This is a genomic window from Archangium gephyra (genome assembly GCF_049060025.1).
Lineage (GTDB): Bacteria > Myxococcota > Myxococcia > Myxococcales > Myxococcaceae > Archangium > Archangium gephyra_A.
This window is the reverse complement of the sequence record NZ_JBMEQQ010000002.1, coordinates 10,487,746-10,508,515: the sequence shown is the minus strand read 5'-3', so window position 1 is coordinate 10,508,515 and position 20,770 is coordinate 10,487,746. Positions and strand designations below refer to the sequence as shown.

13 protein-coding genes and 2 pseudogenes are annotated in these 20,770 nt (G+C 70.5%); 7 read left to right on the top strand and 8 right to left on the bottom strand.

Annotated features, from left to right (window positions below; all coding sequences use genetic code 11):
* Positions 1-142: 142 nt before the first annotated feature.
* Positions 143-1,039 (bottom strand): DMT family transporter, encoded by an 897-nt coding sequence (locus ACN28I_RS45940; RefSeq protein ID WP_420948186.1) that lies wholly within the window; start codon positions 1,037-1,039, stop codon positions 143-145.
* A 185-nt stretch (positions 1,040-1,224) separates the two neighbouring features.
* Between ACN28I_RS45940 and uvrA the strand changes: the two are divergent.
* Together uvrA and ACN28I_RS45930 are read left to right on the top strand one after the other, a co-directional pair.
* Positions 1,225-4,109 (top strand): annotated as a pseudogene (gene uvrA / locus ACN28I_RS45935) (excinuclease ABC subunit UvrA).
* 89 nt (positions 4,110-4,198) lie between these two features.
* The gene (locus tag ACN28I_RS45930) at positions 4,199-4,885 is read left to right on the top strand and encodes a hypothetical protein (protein WP_420948185.1); all 687 of its coding nucleotides are present in this window, start codon (positions 4,199-4,201) and stop codon (positions 4,883-4,885) included.
* 63 nt (positions 4,886-4,948) lie between these two features.
* On the opposite strand, the gene ACN28I_RS45925 is transcribed toward ACN28I_RS45930, so the two are convergent.
* Positions 4,949-5,077: a hypothetical protein gene (locus ACN28I_RS45925; protein ID WP_420948921.1), complete on the bottom strand. Its 129-nt coding sequence runs from the start codon at positions 5,075-5,077 to the stop codon at positions 4,949-4,951.
* On the opposite strand from ACN28I_RS45925, the pseudogene ACN28I_RS45920 reads away from it, so the two are divergent.
* The 3 genes and pseudogenes from ACN28I_RS45920 to ACN28I_RS45910 all read left to right on the top strand — a co-directional run.
* Positions 5,019-5,255: pseudogene (locus ACN28I_RS45920) on the top strand (carboxypeptidase-like regulatory domain-containing protein); the annotation flags it as partial. The gene ACN28I_RS45925 and the pseudogene ACN28I_RS45920 overlap by 59 nt on opposite strands.
* A gap of 142 nt (positions 5,256-5,397) precedes the next feature.
* The gene (locus ACN28I_RS45915; RefSeq protein WP_420948920.1) at positions 5,398-6,348 is read left to right on the top strand and encodes a hypothetical protein; all 951 of its coding nucleotides are present in this window, start codon (positions 5,398-5,400) and stop codon (positions 6,346-6,348) included.
* 20 nt (positions 6,349-6,368) lie between these two features.
* Complete coding sequence (locus ACN28I_RS45910; protein ID WP_420948848.1) at positions 6,369-7,853, top strand: TonB-dependent receptor domain-containing protein; 1,485 nt, start codon at positions 6,369-6,371, stop codon at positions 7,851-7,853.
* A gap of 30 nt (positions 7,854-7,883) precedes the next feature.
* Here ACN28I_RS45910 and ACN28I_RS45905 read toward each other — a convergent pair whose 3' ends face one another.
* Positions 7,884-9,170 (bottom strand): patatin-like phospholipase family protein, encoded by a 1,287-nt coding sequence (locus ACN28I_RS45905; RefSeq protein WP_420948184.1) that lies wholly within the window; start codon positions 9,168-9,170, stop codon positions 7,884-7,886.
* Positions 9,171-9,367: 197 nt separating this feature from the next.
* Between ACN28I_RS45905 and ACN28I_RS45900 the strand changes: the two genes are divergently transcribed.
* Together ACN28I_RS45900 and ACN28I_RS45895 are read left to right on the top strand one after the other, a co-directional pair.
* Positions 9,368-10,171, top strand: coding sequence for a hypothetical protein (locus ACN28I_RS45900; protein WP_420948183.1), 804 nt, complete (start codon positions 9,368-9,370; stop codon positions 10,169-10,171).
* 439 nt (positions 10,172-10,610) lie between these two features.
* Positions 10,611-11,525 (top strand): hypothetical protein, encoded by a 915-nt coding sequence (locus ACN28I_RS45895; RefSeq protein WP_420948182.1) that lies wholly within the window; start codon positions 10,611-10,613, stop codon positions 11,523-11,525.
* A gap of 64 nt (positions 11,526-11,589) precedes the next feature.
* Here the strand turns inward: ACN28I_RS45895 and ACN28I_RS45890 are convergent, their stop codons facing one another.
* The 5 genes from ACN28I_RS45890 to ACN28I_RS45870 form a co-directional block, all read right to left on the bottom strand.
* Positions 11,590-13,581: a hypothetical protein gene (locus tag ACN28I_RS45890; RefSeq protein ID WP_420948181.1), complete on the bottom strand. Its 1,992-nt coding sequence runs from the start codon at positions 13,579-13,581 to the stop codon at positions 11,590-11,592.
* A 196-nt stretch (positions 13,582-13,777) separates the two neighbouring features.
* Positions 13,778-18,277, bottom strand: a complete 4,500-nt coding sequence (locus ACN28I_RS45885) for an ATP-binding cassette domain-containing protein (protein ID WP_420948180.1) — start codon at positions 18,275-18,277, stop codon at positions 13,778-13,780.
* A gap of 105 nt (positions 18,278-18,382) precedes the next feature.
* Positions 18,383-19,312 carry a hypothetical protein gene (locus ACN28I_RS45880; protein WP_420948179.1) on the bottom strand — a complete coding sequence of 310 codons (930 nt, stop codon included), beginning with the start codon at positions 19,310-19,312 and terminating at the stop codon, positions 18,383-18,385.
* Complete coding sequence (locus tag ACN28I_RS45875) at positions 19,309-20,235, bottom strand: ABC transporter ATP-binding protein (protein ID WP_420948178.1); 927 nt, start codon at positions 20,233-20,235, stop codon at positions 19,309-19,311. Before ACN28I_RS45875 ends, ACN28I_RS45880 begins: the two co-directional genes overlap by 4 nt.
* Positions 20,232-20,645 carry a GntR family transcriptional regulator gene (locus tag ACN28I_RS45870; protein ID WP_420948177.1) on the bottom strand — a complete coding sequence of 138 codons (414 nt, stop codon included), beginning with the start codon at positions 20,643-20,645 and terminating at the stop codon, positions 20,232-20,234. The genes ACN28I_RS45875 and ACN28I_RS45870 overlap by 4 nt, the downstream gene beginning before the upstream one ends.
* Positions 20,646-20,770: the final 125 nt, after the last annotated feature.

The window sequence follows — 20,770 nt, the reverse complement described above, 5'->3', positions numbered from 1 at the left end:
GTATTGGACTCCAGTGGGCACACACCTGCCCTACCGGTCCCCCCTTGCTGAAAAGATTTCCAGAGTGCTCGGCAGGTGACGGGAAAAAACAGGAAGACACCGGGGCAAGAAAGGGAAACACGAACTCCCCCGGACTCCCCGCTCAGGGTGAGGGTTTGGCGGCCGGGATGAGCAGGCGAGGAACCAGCCCCGTCCCCCACAACACACCACCCATACACACCAGGGAGCCCACCATGGCGAGCGGGAGGAGGGGCTCGCCCAACAGCAGCGCGCCGAGCAGCCAGGAGAAGGCCGGGGTGAGCTGGGTGGTGATGCCACCGGCGGCGGCCGTCACGTAGCCCATGGCGTAGGTGAAGATCATCTGCCCCGCGACGGAGGCCAGGCCCACGCCGAGCAGCGGCAGCATCATGTCCGCGCTCACGGGCCGCCAGTCCTGCACGGCGAAGGGCACGCCGACGAGCAGCCCGAAGAAGCAGAAGGAGAGGAAGATGGAGGCGGCGTCGGTGTCCCCGCGCAGGGCGCGCAGGGCGATGACGGCCGCGCCACTGAGGACGGCGGAGAGCGCCCCGGCCCACGCCCCCACGCCCAGCGTGAGGCCCAGGCCTCCCTGCACCGTGCTCCAGATGACGAGCCCCGCGCCGAAGGTGGTGGCCATGAGCCCGGTGGCCAGGTAGCCGTTCACCCGCTCGCCGAGGATGAAGATGCCGAGGATGGCGGCGCAGATGGGCCAGCAGGAGTTGAGCAGCGTGGCGGGCCCCACCGCCAACCGGTCGATGGCCACGAAATAGAAGTAGACGGAGCCGCCGCCGAAGATGCCGCGCAGCGCCCACAGCCCGGGCCGTCCCATGCGTGGACGGGTGCCGGTGAGAGGGAAGTAGAAGGCGAGAAAGACGAGGCCGATGACGAAGCGGGCGCACACCACCTGCCCCACCGACAGCCGGCCCGCCACCGTGCGCGCGCAAAAGGCCATCACGGCGAACATGAAGCTGGAGACGACGAGCAGCGGCGAGCCGCGCAGGCGCTCGGGGATGGGGGGCATGGGAGCGGCACCCTAACGCGGAACCGCTCGCCTCGCAGTCTCCCTCGCCTGCCCGCCCACCGCCCGGGCGTCGGAGGGATTCGCATTGAAAATCCGGGCGTTCAGGATCATTCAACCCCCCGGCAACCCGTGCGCGCCCACAATCCCCCTACCTGCGCGCCCTTTCAGTGGTAGATCGCGCCCCCATGTCCGAGCCCGACGTCATCTCCATCCGCGGAGCCAAGGAGCACAACCTCAAGAACATCTCCCTGGAGATTCCGAAGAAGAAGCTGGTGGTGTTCACCGGCGTCTCCGGCTCGGGGAAGAGCTCGCTGGCGTTCGACACGCTCTACGCCGAGGGACAGCGGCGCTACGTGGAGAGCCTCTCCGCGTACGCGCGGCAGTTCCTCGGGCAGATGGAGAAGCCCAAGTACGACACCATCCGGGGCCTGTCGCCCACCATCTCCATCGAGCAGAAGGCGGCCAGCAACAACCCGCGCTCGACGGTGGGCACCGTCACCGAGGTGCATGACTACCTGCGCGTGCTCTTCGCCTCGGTGGGCGTGCAGCACTGCCCCCAGTGCGGCAAGCGCGTGGGCAAGCAGAGCGCCCAGCAGATCGTCGACACGCTGATGGAGTCGCCCGCGGGCACCAAGGTGATGGTGCTGGCGCCCGTGGTCACCAACCGCAAGGGCGAGCACAAGGACATCCTCACCGAGGCGCAGAAGCGCGGCTTCTCCCGCGCGCGCGTGGACGGCAAGGTGAAGAGCCTGGAGGAGCGCATCGAGCTGGACAAGAAGTCCAAGCACGACATCGCGCTCATCATCGACCGGCTGGTGCTCAAGCCGGAGATCCGCACGCGGCTCACCGACGCGGTGGAGACGGCGCTGCGCGAGGGCAAGGGCATGCTCATCCTCACGGATGAGACGGGCAGCCCCGCGAGCGATCGCATCATGAGCGAACTCAACGCCTGCCACGCGTGCGGCCTGTCCTTCGGCGAGCTGAGCCCGTCCTCGTTCTCCTTCAACAACCCGCTGGGCATGTGCTCGGACTGCAACGGCCTGGGCACCAAGGCGGAGATGGATCCGGAGCGGATCGTCCCGGACCCCACGCGCAGCCTGCGGGACGGAGCGGTGGAGCCGTGGGCCAGCGGCATGAACAAGGGCGAGGGCTGGACGGCGGACTTCGTGGAGAGCCTGGCCGAGACCTTCGACATCGACCTGGACGCGCCGTACGGGAAGCTGCCGGCGAAGGCGAAGAAGGTGCTGATGTACGGCGCCGAGGGCAAGCGCTTCACCGTGAAGTGGGGCGACGGCGGCCGCTACGAGATGGAGTGGGAGGGTCTGGTCAACAGGCTGATGCGCGGCTTCAAGACGACCACGTCCGAGGCGATGCGCACCTACTACCAGAAGTTCTTCAGCGACAAGCCGTGCCCCACGTGCGACGGGGCGCGCCTGAAGCCGGAGAGCCGGGCGGTGAAGGTGCACGGGCGCTCCATCGTGGAGCTGAGCCGGCAGACGATCGGCGAGGCGCTGCGCTGGCTCAACGGCCTGCAGCTCACCACGACGGAGCGGAAGATCGCCACCGAGCTGCTCAAGGAGATCCGCAGCCGCCTGGGCTTCCTGGAGGACGTGGGCCTGGCGTACCTGACGTTGGATCGCACGGCGTCCACGCTGTCCGGCGGCGAGAGCCAGCGCATCCGGCTGGCGTCGCAGATGGGCAGCGAGCTCACGGGCGTCATCTACATCCTCGACGAGCCGTCCATCGGCCTGCACCAGCGGGACAACGGCAAGCTGCTGGCCACGCTCAAGCGGCTGAGAGATCTGGGCAACTCCGTCGTCGTGGTGGAGCACGACGAGGAGACGATGGAGGAGGCGGACTGGCTGGTGGACTTCGGGCCGGGCGCGGGTGAACTGGGCGGCCAGGTGGTGGCCGAGGGCACGCCGGCGCAGGTGATGGCCAACGAGAAGAGCTCCACGGGCGCGTACCTCTCCGGCCGCAAGGAGATCGAAATCCCCGAGCAGCGCCGCCCGCCCGGCAAGGCGAAGGTGGTCATCCAGGGGGCGAAGGAGAACAACCTCAAGGACGTCACGGCGGAGATTCCGCTGGGGCTCTTCGTGGCCGTCACGGGCGTGTCGGGAGCGGGCAAGTCCACGCTCATCAATGAGATCCTCTACCCCGCCGCGGCGCGCGCGCTGTACGAGAGCCGTGAGGTGCCGGGCAAGCACAAGGCCATCACCGGGCTGGAGCACCTGGACAAGGTCATCGACATCGACCAGCGGCCCATCGGGCGGACGCCGCGCAGCAACCCGGCCACGTACACGAAGCTGTTCGACTCCATCCGCGACGTGTTCGCGATGACGCCGGAGGCGCGGGCGTTCGGGTACACGCCGGGACGCTTCTCCTTCAACATCAAGGGCGGGCGCTGCGAGGCGTGCGAGGGCGATGGCGTGAAGCTGGTGGAGATGCACTTCCTCGCGGACGTGTACGTGCCGTGCGAGGTGTGCAACGGCAAGCGCTTCAACGAGGCCACGCTGCGGGTGAGGTACAAGGGGAAGAACATCGCCGAGGTGCTCGAGATGAGCGTGCGCGAGGCGATGCAGCACTTCGGCGCGCACAAGGACATCATGCGCGTGCTGCAGACGCTGGAGGACGTGGGACTGGGCTACATCCGGCTGGGGCAAGCTCGCCCACGCTGTCGGGAGGCGAGGCGCAGCGCATCAAGCTGGCGCGGGAGCTGGCGCGCGTGGCCACGGGCCGCACGCTCTACATCCTCGACGAGCCCACCACGGGTCTGCACTTCGAGGACATCCGCAAGCTGCTGCACGTGCTCAACCGGCTGGTGGAGGCGGGCAACACGGTGTTGGTCATCGAGCACAACCTGGACGTCATCAAGAGCGCGGACTGGGTGCTGGACATGGGGCCCGAGGGCGGCGCGGGTGGCGGCCAGCTCCTGGCCACGGGGACGCCCGAGGAGGTGGCGGAGGTGAAGGAGAGCCACACCGGGCGCTACCTCAAGCACGTGCTGACGAAGTCGCGGAAGAATCGCGTGGGCCGCAAGCCCCCCGAGACGGCGGCTCCCGCGGCGTGACGGGGTGCGGCACGGCGTTCTTCACTTGCGCCCCGCGCCCCTCCTGGGCTGGCATCACGGGCTCCACCACTCTCGCAGGGGGGAGCACCGTGTCCGAGCCATCTCTCGCCGCACCGCAGCTCGTCATCAACAGCCGCATGCTGTACTCGAGCTGGATTCCCGCGGATCCGCGGGCCGCCGCCGCCCTGCTGCCCAAGGGTCTCCAGCCCGCCGCCAACCGCGCCATCTACATGAACCAGTACGTCGTCGACTCCGAGGATCAGACCTCGAGCTTCGGCGCCTACTCGCTCACGTACCTGGGGCTGGACCTGGCGGGCCGCACCGCGCCGGATGGTGTGACGCCCGCACGCTTCTTCACGAACTACTTCAACTCCTCGGAGCGCGTGCGCGCCTACGTGCGTGAGCGCGGCGTACCCGCCTCCGCCGGGACCACGACGCTGGAGCTCAACGGCGGCGAGCTGGTGGCCACCACGCGCGTGGATGGCACCCCCATCATCCGCACCGTGGCCCGGGTGGGCCCGAAGATCGCCTCGGTGGCGCGCGGGCACCTCACCTACGTGACGCAGGTGAATGGCAAGCTCGTGGCTGGCAACTACCCCTACGTGGGTGAGCTCGCCTCGCCCTTCGAGCTGGTGTCGCTCGAGTTCCTCGCCAAGGACCACCCCGTCTACGCGCTGCGGCCCTCGAGCCCCCTGCAGAAGGTGGAGGGCTGGTGCTGGTACGCCCCGCGCGACTCCTTCGTCTACCCGGGCGGCGAGTACGAGTACAAGCAGTAGGCCCCCACCCAGAAGGCCGCATGAGGATGCCATGATGAAACCGTGAGCCAACGGGCCGCGGGCTCATGGCATCTTCTCCTCCATGAGGGGGATTTCCAGCATGTACCCGCAGTGGATGCGCCGGATGGCGGGAGTGGCCGTGGCCGTGGGCTTGTCGCTCGCGGCGGCGGCCCGGGCGGACACCGCCATCATCGGAACGGTGATCAACGCCCAGACGAAGGAGCCGATTCGGGATGCGGTCGTGACCGCGAACTCCGCGGCCCTCCAGGGCGAGCGGATCGTGGTGACGGACGCCCAGGGCCAGTACCGGATTCCCGAGCTGCCACCCGGTGTCTACACCCTGCGCTTCGACAAGGAGGACTTCGATCCGGTCTCGCGCTCGGACATCTCCCTGCGCCCGGATCGCACCGTCCGGGTGACCGTGGCACTGGTCCCCACTTTCCCCGAGAGTATCTTCGAAGTACCAATGTGCGGAGGACCCACCCTCGACGTGAGCCTCCTCGAGCACGGGGATGAGCGTCGAACAGGCGTTCATCCAGCACCTGGCGCTGAACCGGCCCACGGACAAACGAGGCGCGGCACGCTCCTTCGAGAGTCTCGTCGAGCTGGCCCCGGGTGCGCGGAACGAAGCGTATGGCGTGTCCATCAACGGGGCCTCCTCCTTCGAGAACGCGTATCAAGTGGACGGCCTCTCCACCAACGACCCGGTTCTCGGCGTCAATGCCCTGCCGCTGAGTGTCGAGTTCCTCCGGGACGTCTCGGTCCTCACCGGTGGATACATGCCGGAGCACGGCCGCGCCACGGGAGGCATCATCCGCGTCGAGACGCACTCGGGCTCCAACGAGTTCCACGGCTCGGTGTTCGGCAACTGGGTCCCGGGTTTCCTGGGAGGAACGCCCGCCCCCGCTTCCGGGCCCACCTGGACCATCACCGGGCAGAACGCGCTCCGGCTCCAGGCGGATGCCGGTGCCACCCTGGGAGGCCCGATTCTGAAGGACCGGCTGTGGTTCTTCGCTGGCGTGGCCCCGGCGCTCACCCGCGTGCAGCACACGCGCAACCTCAGTGCCCGCGTGCCCGGCCCGGACGGCGTCAACGTCAGCACGCCGATTCCTGGCACCTCACACCTGTTCTACGCCGAGGAGCGCGGCCTCCAGGCGATGGGCAAGCTGACCTGGCTGATCACCGAGCTGCACAACGTGTCGTTGTCGGTCATCACCACGCCCACCCGCTCGGGCGGAGAGGGCATGCTCACCGTGGACCCGCTGACCGGCGGCGTCCGGGAGTTCATCAACGCGAGCCCCACCTCCCTGCTCTATCGTGCAGCCTCGACGGCAACTTCACGACGGCCGCCTTCAAATACAGCGGCGCGCTCATGGACCGCCGGTTGCGCGTCGACGCCCACTTCGGCTGGTCCCGCCAGACGGCCTCCGACACGCCTTACAGCACGGGCCTCTCCCCCCTGATGTTCCCGCAGAGGAGGCCCGTGACGTACTACGAGCCCTCCGTGCCGGACGCGGCGCTCTACTGCGGCACCACCGAGGCCGAGCAGCTCGCGCGATGCCCCGTCCAGTTCTACGAGGTGGGCAGCGCGGGCATCGGGTCCCTCGGAACGGTGGACCGCTACCAGGCCAACGCCCAGGCCACCTGGGTGCTGGACCTCCCCAGCGTCCTCGGCTTCAACGTGTTGAAGGCCGGTGTGGACGCGGAGCACCTCGACTCCGAGCAGGTTCGAAGCCTCTTCCGGAACAGCGGGAACTCCCCCATCGAGCGAAAGTCCCAGTACGGCCGCGACACCCTTGGTGGCTTCGTGCAGGACAGTTGGACCCTCGCCAACCGGGTCACGCTGAACGCCGGTGTCCGCTACGACGCCCAGTGGCTGAACACGCCCATGGACCCCCGGACCTTCGTGCTGGGCCAGCAGTTCTCGCCGCGCGTGGGACTGGTCGTGGATCCGCTGGCCACCGGCTCCATGAAGTTCTTCGCGAACTACGGGAAGTACCGCGGACAGATGCCGCTCGACCTGCTGAACGGGATCTTCCCTACCTTCTCGGGCCTCGAGTCCGTGGACCCCGGCCTCCTTCCCCCCTCGTCCAGCGAGCTCGTCGTGGGCGCCGGATTCGAGGTGCGGCCACGCCTCCGGCTGTTCGCCACCTATACCCACCGCGAACTGGATTCGGTCATCGAGAACCTGGACCGCGGCGACGGCATCAGCCCCAGCTTCCTGGGCAACCCGGGTCTGGGACTCGCCAGGGACTTCCCGAAGGCGGAGCGCACCCATGATGCGGTAACGGTGGCGCTGAGCCGCACCTTCGCCGATGGGTGGTTCGCCCAGGCGAGCTACACCTGGTCGCGCCTGTACGGAAACTACGCGGGCACCTTCCGGCCCGGCCTCGGCTGGGGAGAACCGGTGCTCCGCTCCGACTTCGATTTCCCCTCCTCCCTGGCGAACCGCACGGGTCCGCTGCCCAACGACCGCACGCATGCCGTCGAGGTCTTCGGCGCCAGGCAGTTCTCCTTCACCCGCGAGCTGTCCGCCAGCCTCGGCCTGTCCTACCGGGGCCTGTCGGGCACTCCCATCAACTACCTCGGCGCCCACCCGCGCTCCGGCATGGGTGAGACCTTCGTGCTGCCGCGCGGCTCCACCGGGGAGCGCACCCCGTGGGTCCACACCGTCGACTCCAACCTCGGGGTGAGCTACCGGCTCGCCGGCCAGAAGGTGGTGTCCCTCACCCTGGAGGCGTTCAACGTCTTCAACTTCCAGGCGGTGACGCGCGTGAACGAGCACTACACCTACGCCCACGTGCTGCCGCTCGAGGCGCGGATGGCACCCGGCGCCCTCACCCCGGACAGGGTCCAACGCACCAACGGCACGCCGCTCACCGCGAGCGACGTCAACCCGGAGTTCCTGAAGCCCACCCAGTACCAGCCCCCGCGGCAGGTCCGCATCGGCCTGCGCTACACCTTCTGAGCCACGCGGGAGGCCCGCGGCGCCACGGGCTCAGGCGGCACTGGCCGCGCGGGGAATCGTGGCCCGCTCCGCCACCGTCTGCGGCTCGTCCGACCAGAAGCGCAGCCACTCGTCGCGCAGCACCCGGGCGTCCTGCCGCCCCAGCTCGATGAGGATGTCCGCGAAGCCGCCATCGAAGAGCAGGTAGGACGCGAGGTCCGCCTCGTGCGCGGCATCCCGGTCCACCAGCCGGAGGATCGCCTTGTGCGCCAGGCCATGGCTGCGGCGGCGGAACTCGGGCGTGCGGACGTACTCGGAGGCCAGTGCGCCGATGTCCTTCGAGGGCCGCACCAGCAGCTCCCGCACGTAGCGCAGGGGCTGGCTGCGGTGGTGCCCCAGCACTCCGCTGAGCGTTTGAGCGAAGTCCGGCCCGTAGGCCACCGTCCCCGCCTCGAGGATGCTGTTGAGCCGCCGCAGCCGGCCGAGGTCCTGGTCGGTGCGGTCCATCATCAACGTGTTGAGCATCTTGCCCGCGAGGAAGGGCGCGGTCGCCAGGGCCTGCTCGCGCTCCTGCTCGGTGATCCCCTGTGGGCCCGCGGGCTTCTGGGCGCGCAACGCCTCGTGCCGCAGCGAGATGACAATCACCCGCTGGGCTCCCAGCCGCAGCGCCGGGCTGAGTGGCACGTTGAGCCGCAGCCCTCCATCCACGTGCAGCCCGCCGCTCAGGCGCACCGCCGGAAAGACGACCGGGATGGCCGCCGAGGCCAACGCGTGGTGCGGGGTGATGCGCGTGGCCTCGGCCTGGTACGAGGGATCATTGCCCCACGTGGGGATTCCGCCCTCGCGCCGCTGGACGAACACCGAGGCCCGTCCGCTGCCCACGTGCGTGGCGCTCACCGCGAGCGCATCGATGTGGCCCTTGCGCATGTTCCGGGCGATCCCCAGCCAGGGAATGCCGCGGCTCACGATGGCGCGGAGCCCTCGGGGGTCCACCAGCCCGCCGTACTGGAGATCGCGCGGATGGGGCGCCGGTTTGCCGAGCGCCTCGCGCAGCACCCGGAAGACGTCTCCCACGCCCACCCGGAGCACCTCCTCCACCTTCATGCCCGTCCAGTGCGCCCGCATGCCCCGGCCCTGCGCGGCTGGCTGGTCACTCGTCGCGGCGAGGTAGCAGGCGTGGATGGCGCCCACCGACGTGCCCGCCAGGATGTCCAGCCTCAGCGGCCTGCCGAGCTCCGGCTCCAGCTCCTCGCGCAGATAGGAGAGGACTCCAGCCTCATAGGCGCCTCGCGCGGCACCACCCCCCAGCACCAGCCCCGTCTTCAGCCCGGACATCATCGCGCTCACCTCTCTCCGAGGGAGTCTACGGCGGATGACGCCGTGACAGCGAGGGCGCCCCCACCTACAGCGGCCCACAGCCCTGGCGTCGTGACGGTGGACGCCCATGTGCTCCGGTGGGGGGGCGTTGAGCACCCGATACCCACCGGCCTATCGTGGCGCCCTCTTTCCACTTCGGCATCCCGGGGGAACACACGGTGAGCAACGCACCCATGCAGGACGAGCAGATCCAGCCGTTGGACACGCGCCGCAGGGCGGCCGCCGCCGGAAAGCGCGGCTCGTTGCGTGCGATGGGCCCCATCACCGGGGCCATTGCCTCCGCCGCGGCCACCGTCGGCTCACGGGCGCTGGGGCTCGGAGCCGCCGGCTTCGTGCTCGGAATCGTGGCCTTCTTCGTCGAGAAGCTCACCGGGCTGCTCGAGTACCCGTCGGAGCACTGGGGCGTGATCGTCTACGGCCTGCTGCCCGTCTACATGGCCGCGGGCGCCATCGGGCTCGGGACCGCGGGGTTGTGGCGCGGCATTGGCCGCGTGGCGATGAACCTCGTGCAGCAGCACAAGCTCTGCCAGCGCATCGTCGAGCGCGTCTTCGAGCGGGCCGCCAGCCTCGCGGACGGCGCGAGCACGCCGGACATCCTCCACAAGCCCCTGCCCATCCAGAAGCTGCGGGAGCTGCTGAGCCAGGCCATCACCGCCTACGCCACGAGCGATGATGACGAGACGGGCCTCAAGGGCTTCTCCCGCTCCATCTTCCGGCGCCTCAAGCTCCGGGTGTGCCTCCAGATGGAGACGAAGCTCATCGAGCTCATCGGTGAGGAGGCTCGCGACCAGAGCACCGTGGAGCTGACGCTCGACAGGCTCCAGGAGCTCGCCGAGGAGAAGCTCGATGAGCGCGTGATGGACGCGCTGGATGGCGCCCGCAACCAGCAGGCGTTCGTGTGGGGCGGGCTGTTCGCCGCCGTGCTGGCGCTCCCGCCCATCGCGCTCGCGCTGCTGCGCTAAGCCAGGAGGGGTAAGTCCTGTCAGGGGGGAGGCTCCGGCCGCGATGGGGAGCAACTGGTCCGATTGTTGGACCAATCGCCAGGTGGCCTCGAGCCCCCGTGATTGACGGCCAGGTCATGGACCCCCTGTCATCTCGGGTTGTGCTCCCAGCGCGCAGGAGCCATGGCCAGAAGGATCCATATGCCGCGCTCGGCGGTCCTGTAGCAGGCCGCACTGTGGACGTGAAATTGATGGGTCAGGTTCGGCGCCTGATAGAGGATCTGGCGGCAGGGCGGTATGCGGAAGCTCGCAGCGGATGGCCGAGCAGGGCGCCTGACCGAGGCGGAGTTGAGAACTGCTGTCGAGCAGTACGGGCGGACTCTTGTTCCCTTACGAGTATGGTCTCCCTCCGGTCCACATGGGATGGTCGCGCGCTGCGCGCTGCCCAAGAGACGCTGAAATGAAGAACCCCCAGGAGCCGGCCCCAGCCGTCGTCTATAACGAGATGCCCACCAGGTGGTTGGCGCTCATCATCCTCAACCTCGTTTGCCTGGCCTGGATCGCGGCGGGTTTCGTCTGGGACTTCAGCCTGGGCGAGTTCGACGTCTTCCCCTGGGCCCTCCCCGTCACCACGCTGGTGCTGACGATCGCCGGCTGGAGGCGAATCGAGGTGGGCCCCTCGGGGATTCGGGTCTTCCGGCGCGGACGGCTGCACCTGGAGCGGCCGCTCGCGGACTTCTCCCACATCCAGCCGGGCATGTTCGGCATCTCGGCCATCGTCCTCCGCGGCGGCCCGAGGATCTGGGCCCCGGTCATGGGCGAGGGCTCCAGGCTGTTCGACTACCTGGCCACGTTGCCGCGGGAGTCCTCCTCCGGGCACGCGCACGGCGGTCAGGAGCGGCCCGATGAGCTGGAGCTGCTGATCACGGCCGTCCACCTGGACATGAAGTTCTGCGTGGGGTGCGGGATGGCGTCGGATGGACCTGTCGAGCTCGATGCGAGCCACGGGATTGATCTCTTCTTCGTGAGCTGGTCGCTCCACCGCTCCGTGATGCTTCCTGGCTGTGCTGCCTGCAGGCGGAGCCGCCGGCTGCTGACGTTCACGCTCTACGTCCTGTCCATCGTGACGTGCTTCCTGGGCATGATGGGTCCCATTGTGTTCAAGGGCTTCGGTGGCGCGCCCCTGTGGGGGACGGTGCTCCTCAGCTCCTTCGGGGCGTTGTACTTCCTGAACAACTGGGGCGCCCAACTCGTGGACGACTGCGTACTGGGAATCTCCGCGCGCTCCCTGTCGAAGGACGGAACGCGCGTCGTCCTGCGCGTGCGCAAGCCCGGCGTACTCCGCGAGCTCGAGCGGGGTCTTCACCCCGGCTGACGAGGAGCGGGGGGAGTGGAGGCGGCGGGAATCGAAGCCGCCGCCTCTTGGTCCCGGATAGGGATTATGGGCTGTTGTTGACGGCCGAGAGACCCCCGACCCACGCCAGCAGCGCGTCCTTCTTGTGGTCCGGCAGTCCCCGGAGCGCCTCGTTGATGAAGCTCCCGCTGATCTCTTCCATGGTGTCGAGATCCTCCTGGAGGTCGCCGTTGATGAAGTCCACGATCCACTTCTGGCCGGCGTCGAGCGCATGGCCCGCCACGAAGGACCCCGCGGGCCCGGTGAATTCGCCGGCCGCGTTGGTCGCCGGGCCCTTGATGGCGCCCCACGCCATGTTGACCAGTGCCTCGCGTGCTTCCTGGGTGTCCTTGTTCTCGGCCGCCGCGGCCTCGTAGCCCTCGCCGATCGCGCCGAGCAGGTAGCCGATGTGCCGACCAGCGTGGTCGTACACGGCCGGATCGTTGGACGACATCATCTCGCCCCTGTACTCGCTCATCAGGCGGTTCATCTCCATCACCACCTCCCCCTGCGGGTCGGGGTTCTCGAAGACCGCCTCCTGGAAGAAGATGCCCAGCGCCTTGCCCCGCGGATCCTCCGCCGGGTTGGGAATCTGGTGGGTGGGGTCATCCGGCCGCGTGCCGCTCGCCATCCACTCGGTGATGGCGCGCGAGTCGGACATGAATAGCTCCTCCATCCCGCTCACCAGGGCGGGGTTGTCGCCGCCCGACTCCTCGAGCGCGTACGCCGCGGTCTTGAAGACGTTGGTCTTGGTGAAGTCCGCGTCCGGCCCGTCGTAGTGGGCCATCATCCCCACGACCTGCTCGAGCCCCTCGTCCCGCATCGAGGACTGGGTCGAGTTCCACGCCGCCTGGGTGTAGTCCTGCTGGCTCAGGCCCGTGTCCAAGATGGTGGTGAAATCGGAGCCCCAGCCCCCGGCCGAGGTGGGCGCGGCATACCGGTTCACCAGCTCCTGGCTTCCCGCCAGCGCGTTGCCCACCGCACGGGCTGCCTCGGGATCCGTGAGCGCCTGCTGGTGCAGCGCCTCGGCGAAGGCCGCCCGCGCCGGATCCAGCGCGCCCGGAGCCGCCGCGCTGCCGGACGGCTGGCGGAACACCAGGGACATGTCCAACAGCCCCTCCTGCGCCGCGTGCGTGCCCACCTGCGTCTGGAAGTCCGCCGGCATGGCGGCGAGCGAGGTGCCCAGCGTGTTCAGGATGCTCGCGGACGACTCGTTGCTCTGGAAGGCCTGGTGGTTGTCGTTGTAGAGGCCGAGCTCCACCGTCTGCTCGATGAGCTGCGCCGACTCCTCGGGCCCGAGGGTCTCGTAGACCTGGGGCAGCTGCTCCGGGTGGTGGGCCGCCAGCCACACCATGTCCCGGGCGCGCTGTTCGGGGTTGAGCTGGTAGAGCTCGTTGTCCGGGTTGGTGATCCGGTCCACGGCCTCCTCGGGCGACTCCGGCACGGCACCCAGGTACTGGTCATCCACCCCCGTGGCGGGGGGGATGTCCGAGGCGGCCACCTGGCCTGTCCCGGAGCCGGTACCCGGCGTCCCGGTCGCGGTGACCGTCGCCCCATCGGCCGCGGTGACCGGCGCCTCACCGGCCGCGGTGGTGTCCGCGACCTGCTGCTGCTGAGCGCCGGCTACCAGCGGCGCACCGGAGGCCACGAAGCGCATCAGATCCCCCACGGACATGGACTGCCCCTGCGACGAGGCCACCGGGCCGCTCTCGCTCTCCGACGAGAGCGTGGAGGCGGCCGCCGGCGTGATGTCGAAGCCGTCCTGCACCGTCAGGGGCTGGGAGACCGCCTGGGTTACCGCCGGGGTCCCCGCGGCGTTGTTCCTCGCCGGGTTCTGGAGGGAGGTGGTCTGCTGCTGCTGAAGGGGTCCCCGAATGGAGGAATCCTGGTCGAACCCGTCCTGCACCGTCAGGGGCTGGGAGACCTCCTGGGTCACCGCCGGGGTCACCGCGGCGTTGTTCCTGGCCGGGTTCTCGGGGGGGGTGGTCTGCTGCTGCCGCACGGGACCCCGAATGGAGGAATTCAGCTTCACGGTCATGAAACGGACACCTTCCTCCCGCGGGACGCGGGGGCCTGGAATTGTTCTGCGGATTATCGGGCGGTCTCGAAAAAAGTTGTTCGAGGCCTTCTCGTCGGCTCGGAAGTCAGGAAGACGCCGAGCCACCGCGCCGGAGGCTTGCAAAGCGCGAGCGCGTATGCTTGCCGCGTGCGGAAGCCCATGACCCAGGAGCGGTTCAGTGCCGGCCAATCAAGACCGCGTCTTCGGTCTTCGTGTCCACGGTGTTGTCCTCGGGGTTCACGTCCATGAGGAGATGGCGCGGGTCGATGCCGGCGCGCGCGGGCCGCTTGGGCACCGTCACGGTGAGGCGCTGCTCTCCCGAGCGCACGCGGGTCATGCGCAGGTGCAGGGGCTCGCCCTGCCCTTCCCCCTCTGCCGCCGCGTAGACGCCGAGCTCGACGGGCTCGTCCATCGGCACCTCGGTGAGGTGGCCCACCTCGTCCACCACCACCTTGCGCGCCACCACGTCGAGGCTCACCCGCCAGGCGCCCCCCTCCGCGGGCTCCACCGTGGCCCGCTTCGTCTTCAGCTCCCAGTAGGTGTTGGCGGCGAAGAGGTCGTGCAGCAGTCCCTGCTGCTCCGGCGGGGTGACGGCCCGCAGCTCGCGGTACAGGTCGAGCGAGGTGGGCAGGGGCGGCTGCCCGGCGCCGTACTTCTCCAGCATCGTGCGCAGCGCCCCGTTCACCCGGGCCTCCCCCACGTACTCGCGCAGCGCGAACATGGCGAAGGGGCCCTTGCGGTACGCGTGGAACCACTCCACGGTCTGCAACAGCGGCACGCCGGCGCGCGCGCGGGGCGTGAGGTACTCGAGCCGCATCACCGCCAGCAGCCGCTCCAGGTGCGCGCGGCCGTAGGTGCGCTCCACCACCCCCAGGGCCGAGTACCAGGACAGGCTCTCGTTGAGCAACGGCGAGCCCACCACGGGCGCGGGCTTCAGCTGGTTGCCCCACCACTTGTGCGCCACCTCGTGTGCCGCGACCGCGAAGGGGAAGTCCACCTCGCGCGGGTCGGCCTCGGGCTGAAGCTGCGAGAAGCCCTCCCTGTACGAGACGTTCACCGGCGCGGAGTGCAGCCCGATGCCTTCGCCTGCGTGCTCCACGAAGCGCAGCTGGCGGTGCGGGTAGGGGCCGAACTGCTCGGTGTGGAAGTCGAGCGAGGCCTGCATGCTGTGCAGGATGCGCTCCACGTTGCCGGGGTGGCCCGGGTGGTGGAACACCTGCAGGGCCACGTCCCTCCAGCGCGCCTCGCGCACCGCGTACGCGGCCGAGTAGAGCGCGTAGTCGTGGGAGATGGGCACGTCGGTCACGTAGTGGAAGTAGCGGCGGCCGCCCTCCGTCCACTCCCGGCGCAGGGCCCCGGGGGCCACGGCCACCTGGCCCACGTCGGTTCCCACCACCGCGTCGAAGGCGATGCGCCCGGCCCCCTGCTCCCGCAGGCCTTCGCTGTCCTCCAGCGTGGGGATGGGGGGCCGCGGCGCGAGGCCGTGGGCACGGCGCACGCCTGCCTCGTTGAGCTCCCGGCTCTGCTGGTACCCGATGGACGGCAACCAGCGGCGCGGCAGGACGTAGGTGCCATTGCGCACGACGGACGCGTCGGCCTGGCCGTGGGTGAAGCCCCGGGGCGCGAAGCGCACCTCGAAGCCCAGCTCCAGGGCCTCCCCCGGCTGCAGCGGCGGCTGCAGCGTGTAGACCGAGTGGCCGAGCTCCGCGTCCACGTGTGAGGGCGTGGCGGCCCGGTCGAAGCGCAAGGGGCCCGTCTCCACGCCCTCGGCGAGGCCGACGTGCAGGGTGGCCATGGCCTCACGGCCGCGGTTGACGAGCGTATAGGTGCCGCGCAGCTCCGCCCGGCGGTGCTGAGGGTGCAGCTCCACGTGAAGCTTCACGGAGGTGAACTGCGGCTGCGGCAGGCGCGCGTACTGGCCGTAGCGCCGCTCGTACTCCGCGCGCGCCTCTTCGACCTGGGCGCGGGTGCGGAACGGGTGGAGGACGTGCGTGTTGTACGCGATGAAGCCGCCCACCCCGAGGACGGCCGCGCCGGCCAGCGCCCCGGTGAGGGCCACGGGCCGCGTGAGCCGGCGGCGCGCGAGCAGGAGCCGCTCGCGCGGGCCCGACACCCGGCCCCGCACCCACAAGAGCCGCGCGGCCACCGCGAGCAGCAGCGCCCACGCGGCCCAGTACGCCTTGAACCAGGCCCAGGCCGTCAGATGCGGGCCGAAGCCGCTCAGGTCGTTGTACTCCCAGCCCGGGTCGGACCCGTACACCCACAGGGGGTCCTCGAGCCCGAGCGCGGGCCCGAAGAAGCGCAGGCCGTAGACGATCAGCAGCACCGCGTGGCCGGCGTGCTTCTGGTCCACCAGCACGTGCACGCCCAGGCCGAGCAGCGCGAAGAGCAGGTGGTCGGCGAGCTTCAGGCCGAAGAGGACGGACAGGTACACCCGCGGCTCGAAGGCGGCATGACCCAGCCCCACCTGGATGAGCAAGGACGTCGCCGTCAGCGCCGCCTGCAGCAGCACGATCATCAGCGCGAGCCCCGCGAGCTTGCCGAGGAAGGGGACCCAGTCTGGCGTGGGCGCGGCGTCCGCCAGCTCGCTCACCCCCGCCTCCCGCTCGCGCCACACCAGGCCCCCGGCGCAGAAGATGACGAGCAGCGGCATCACCATGCCCAGCAGGTCCCCGTTGGCGCTGATGAACCCGGTGAGGAGCCGGGTGGAGGGCGCCTTCGGCACCCCCATGTGCTGCATGATCTCGGGAGCGACGAGCAGCAGGAACAGCGGCATGAGCACGAGCGCGACGCCGCCCGGGCCGGCCATCAGGGCGCGCAGCGACTGCGCCGCGACCGCCCACACCTGGCGCGTCCGGGCCACGGCACCCGGAGCGGGCCGCACCGGGGGCACGGTGATGGGACCGATGCGGGCCGGCGGCGGCAGGACGGCGGCTGCGCGCCGCCCGCGGCCCGCATCGACGCCCGGGTGGGCGAAGCGGAAGCGCAGGTGGGTGAAGGCGAGCGCCGCTGCCGCGAGGGCGAGCCACAGCAGGCGGTTGGCGGCCAGCGCCTCGGCGAGATCGAGCAGCCCCGTGTTCTTCTCCCCGGGCGTCCAGGACGTCGACAGCTCGTTGAGCACGGTGAAGCCGAGGGGGTCCACGAGCTTGCCGGCCCCCCAGTGCCGCAGCGCGCCTGCCACGTAGATGCGCCCCGCGAGGGTGGTGGCGAAGAGCAGCACCGCGACGAGGTAGGCCGTCATCGCGCGCCGGCTCAGCACCGCGAGGCTGAACATCAGCGCGCAGGCGACGAAGGCGTTGGGCAGGGTGATACAGAGGTAGACGCCGACGTACGCCGCGGGCCGCAAGGGCCCCATCAGCTCGGGCTCGGGGCCCGGCGCGTAGGCGGCGAGCAGCAGGCCCAGGGGCACCGCGAGCACCACGAGCGCCGTCAGGGCGAACGCGGCGAGGAAGCGCCCGCCGAGGTAGGCCGTCCTGCCCACCGGCGTGGTGTAGAGGAGCGGATGCATGCGCAGCTGCACGTCGCGCGCGGCCGCGTCGCCGGCGAGGGGTGCTGGGACCAGCAGGCCGATCAGGCTGCCCAGCACGGAGACGACGGCCAGCGCGAAGGGCGAGTTGAAGAGGTAGCCGCCATCACGCGCTTGCTCGATCTGGGCCTCGTTGGCCACCTGGTAGACGAACCCGAACAGCAGCACGAAGGAGAGCCAGGGCGTGACGCGGCGCGCCTGCAGGCCGAGCTCGTAGCGGAAGATTTCGCGCAGCATCATGACGCCACCTCGAGCCGGGGCTGCACGGCGCGGGAGCCTCCGTGGCCCCCCATCACGCGGAAGTAGACGTCCTCGAGGCCGGGCTCCGCCGGCTCGAACCCCGCGCCCGGCAGGGCCTCGGCGTACACGCGCACCACGGTGCGCCCGGCCAGCAGCCGGGTGGAGAGGACCGCATGGGTGCGCTCGAGCGCCTCGAGCCTCGCCGCGGGGCACGACCTTGCGCCAGATGCGCCCGCGCAGCTCCTCCACCGCGCGCAGCGGCTCACCCTCCAGGAGGATGGTGCCGCGGTCGATGATGGCCATGCGACTGCACAGCTCCGCCACGTCCTCCACGATGTGCGTGGAGAGGAGGACGACGCTGCGCTCGCCCAGGCCGCTCAGCAGGTTCAAGAAGCGCACCCGCTCGGCGGGGTCGAGGCCGGCGGTCGGCTCGTCGACGATGATGAGCCGCGGGTCGCCCAGCAGCGCGACGGCGACGCCGAAGCGCTGCCGCATGCCCCCCGAGAAGCCGCCCAGCTTCTGCTTGCGCACGTCGTGCAGGTTCACCTGGTGCAGCAGCGCGTCCACCGTCTCGCGCCGCACCCGCCGGTCGGTGAGGCCCTTGAGCACCGCGAAGTGCTCGAGCAGCCGCTCCGCGCTCTCCCGCGGGTACACGCCGAACTCCTGCGGCAGGTAGCCGAGCGACTCGCGCGCCCGCTCCTTGTCCTTCAGCACGTCCACGTCCCCCAGGTGGACGCTGCCGCGGTCGGGCTCCTGCAGCGTGGCCAGCGTGCGCATCAGTGTGGACTTGCCCGCGCCGTTGGGGCCCAGGAGCCCATACATCCCGGCGGGAATCGTCAGCGACACGTCCTTGAGCGCATGCACGCCGTTGGCGTACGTCTTGGAGAGGTTGCGAATCCGCAGGTCCATGGGTGCACCGGGGGTGAGGGGCAAGGCGGGGGCGGCGTCGTCCCCGCGAGCAGTGCGGGGACGGAAAGGAACAGGACGGTGCTGCGTCTCAGGGCGCGGCGGTGCTCAGCGGCGCCGCTGCTCCCGGTGGCGGGAGGCGGCGGCCCACAGGAGGGCGAGCGCCGCGCCCGTCCACAGCAGCGTGGCGAGGGCCCAGTCCCCGACGTCCGGCAGGCCCCACCATGCGTTGACGACCTCCCCGCCCGGCAGCCGCACCTCCCCGCTGAGGGACTCGGTGCGCGCGGAGAGGAGCGCGTCCAGTCCGTAGCGGCCGACGAAGAGCGGGGCGAGGTCGGGTGCGAATTCATCGAAGAACCAGTTCACCCTCAGCAACTGGGCCAGGGTGACGGTGAGGACGATGCCGGCGACGAACCCGACCACCCAGCGCAGCGGGTGGCGCAGGCCCAGCGCCATCGCGCTGCCGAAGAGATAGAGCGCGCTCGAGGAGGTGAAGGACACGAGCCACAGCACCGGCCGGGGCTTCCACTGCACCGTGCGCAGGGTCTGCGGGACTTCGCCCACTCCCGGGACGTCGAGGGTGCTGTCCACCAGGCGCAGCGTCACCTCGCCCAGCACGTTGCCGCCCGTCAGCAGCGTGAGGCCGAGCATCCAGAGGAGGAAGAGCGCGACGGCCGCCATCAGCCACAGCCAGCCCGCGAACACCTTGGTGAGGGCGTGCTGGCGGCGCTCCACCGGCAGCGTCCAGAAGAAGGCGGGGCCGAAGCGCGGCTCGCCCTTCCAGACGGCCAGGGGCAAGAGCAGCCCCGCGAGGCCCGGCAGGAGGGTGAGCTCGGGGCGGAAGTCGAGCGGCTCGCCCGTGTCCAGCCGGTGGCGCAGGGTGAGGGCGGTGGCCAGCAGGAGCAGCGCGAGCGCGCCGAGGGCGGGCACCCGCAGCGCCAGGCCCACCGCGGACACCTGCTCGCGCAGCACCGCGCCGGCGGCCGGCGTGGCGTGCAGCGTCGGAGCACTCGTCGGAGCACTCGTCGGAGCACTCATTGCGACACCTCCTCGGACAGGAAGGCGAGGGCCGCGTCCTCGAGGCCCAGCGCCGTCACCTCGCGCACGCGGGCGCCCGTGCCCGACAGTCGCTCCACCACCTCGCGCTCCTCGCCCACCAGCGTCCACTGCAGCTCACGCCCGGTGCCCGCGCGCCGCAGCGCGCCCGCCAGCAGCTCGGGCGGCGCGGTCCAGCGCTCGGGCACCTCCACCCGGTAGCGGCGCACGGTGCGCTGCAGCTCGTGGCGCGGCAGCTGCGCGACGAGCCTCCCGGCGCTCAGCACGCCCACGTGGTCGGCGAGGCTCTCCAGCTCGTGCAGGTGGTGGGTGGAGACGACGAGCGTGGTGGGCGAGTCGGCCAGGTGCTCGGCCAGCAAGGCGAGCGTGCGGTTGCGCACCACGGGATCCAGGCCGTCCGTCGGCTCGTCGAGCAGGAGCAGCGCGGGCCGGTGGGCCAGTGCGAGCACCAGCTGCAGCCGCCGCGCCTGGCCCTTGGAGAGGGCGGACACCTTCCGGTGGGGCTCGAGGCCGAGCGCCTGGCTCAGGCGCTCCGCGTACGCGGGCTCCCACGCCGGGTAGTAGGCGGCCGCGTGCCGCAGGAGGCGGCCGCACGTCATCCAGCCGTACGCGGGCGTGTGGTGCTCGGGCACGTAGCCCACCTGCGCGCGGACCCGCGGGCCGTGGCTCGCGGTGTCCAGGCCCAGCACCTCGGCGTGCCCCGCGTCCGGGCGCTCCAGGTTCATCAGCACCTTGAACGTGGTGCTCTTGCCCGCGCCGTTGGCGCCGACCAGGGCGTACACCGCGCCCTCCGGCACGCGCAGGTCCACACCGGCGAGCGCCGTCTCGCGCCCGTAGCGCTTGGTCAGCCCGCGGGTGGCGACCGCGGGGGCGCCACCTTCCGGCTCGGGGATGGTGCGGCTCATTCCTTCTCTCCCTGCCCTGCGGCGTCACCGGAGGGCTCACCCTCCTCCTGCGCCACCTCGCGGATGCTCTTCACCAGCTCCTCCATGCCCACCCCGTTGCGCCACGCTTCGCGCAGCGCCCGCCGGGCCACCTCGCGCGACAGCGCGCGGCGCTCCTTGCGGTCGGGCTGCGCGTCCGGGGACACGAAGGTCCCCTGCCCCCGCCGCACGTAGACGACGCCCTGGCGCTCCAGCTCCCCGTAGGCCTGAGACACCGTGCGCGGGTTCACCACCAGCTGCGCGGCCAGCTCCCGCACCGACGGCAGCGGGTCCTCCGGCCGCAAGCTCCCCACCACCAGCGCGCGGCGCACCTCGTCCACGATCTGCAGATAGAGCGGCCGCCCGTCCTTCGGGTCCAGGGTCACCACCATGGCGGCGTCTGTGTAGCGGTGTTGCGCACGACTACAACACTGCACCAGTTCGCGCGCCTCCGCAAGCGGGGGTGCGAAGTGGAGCCGGTCGATGTCGGCGCGCTCGATCTGCCCCTGTCTTGGCT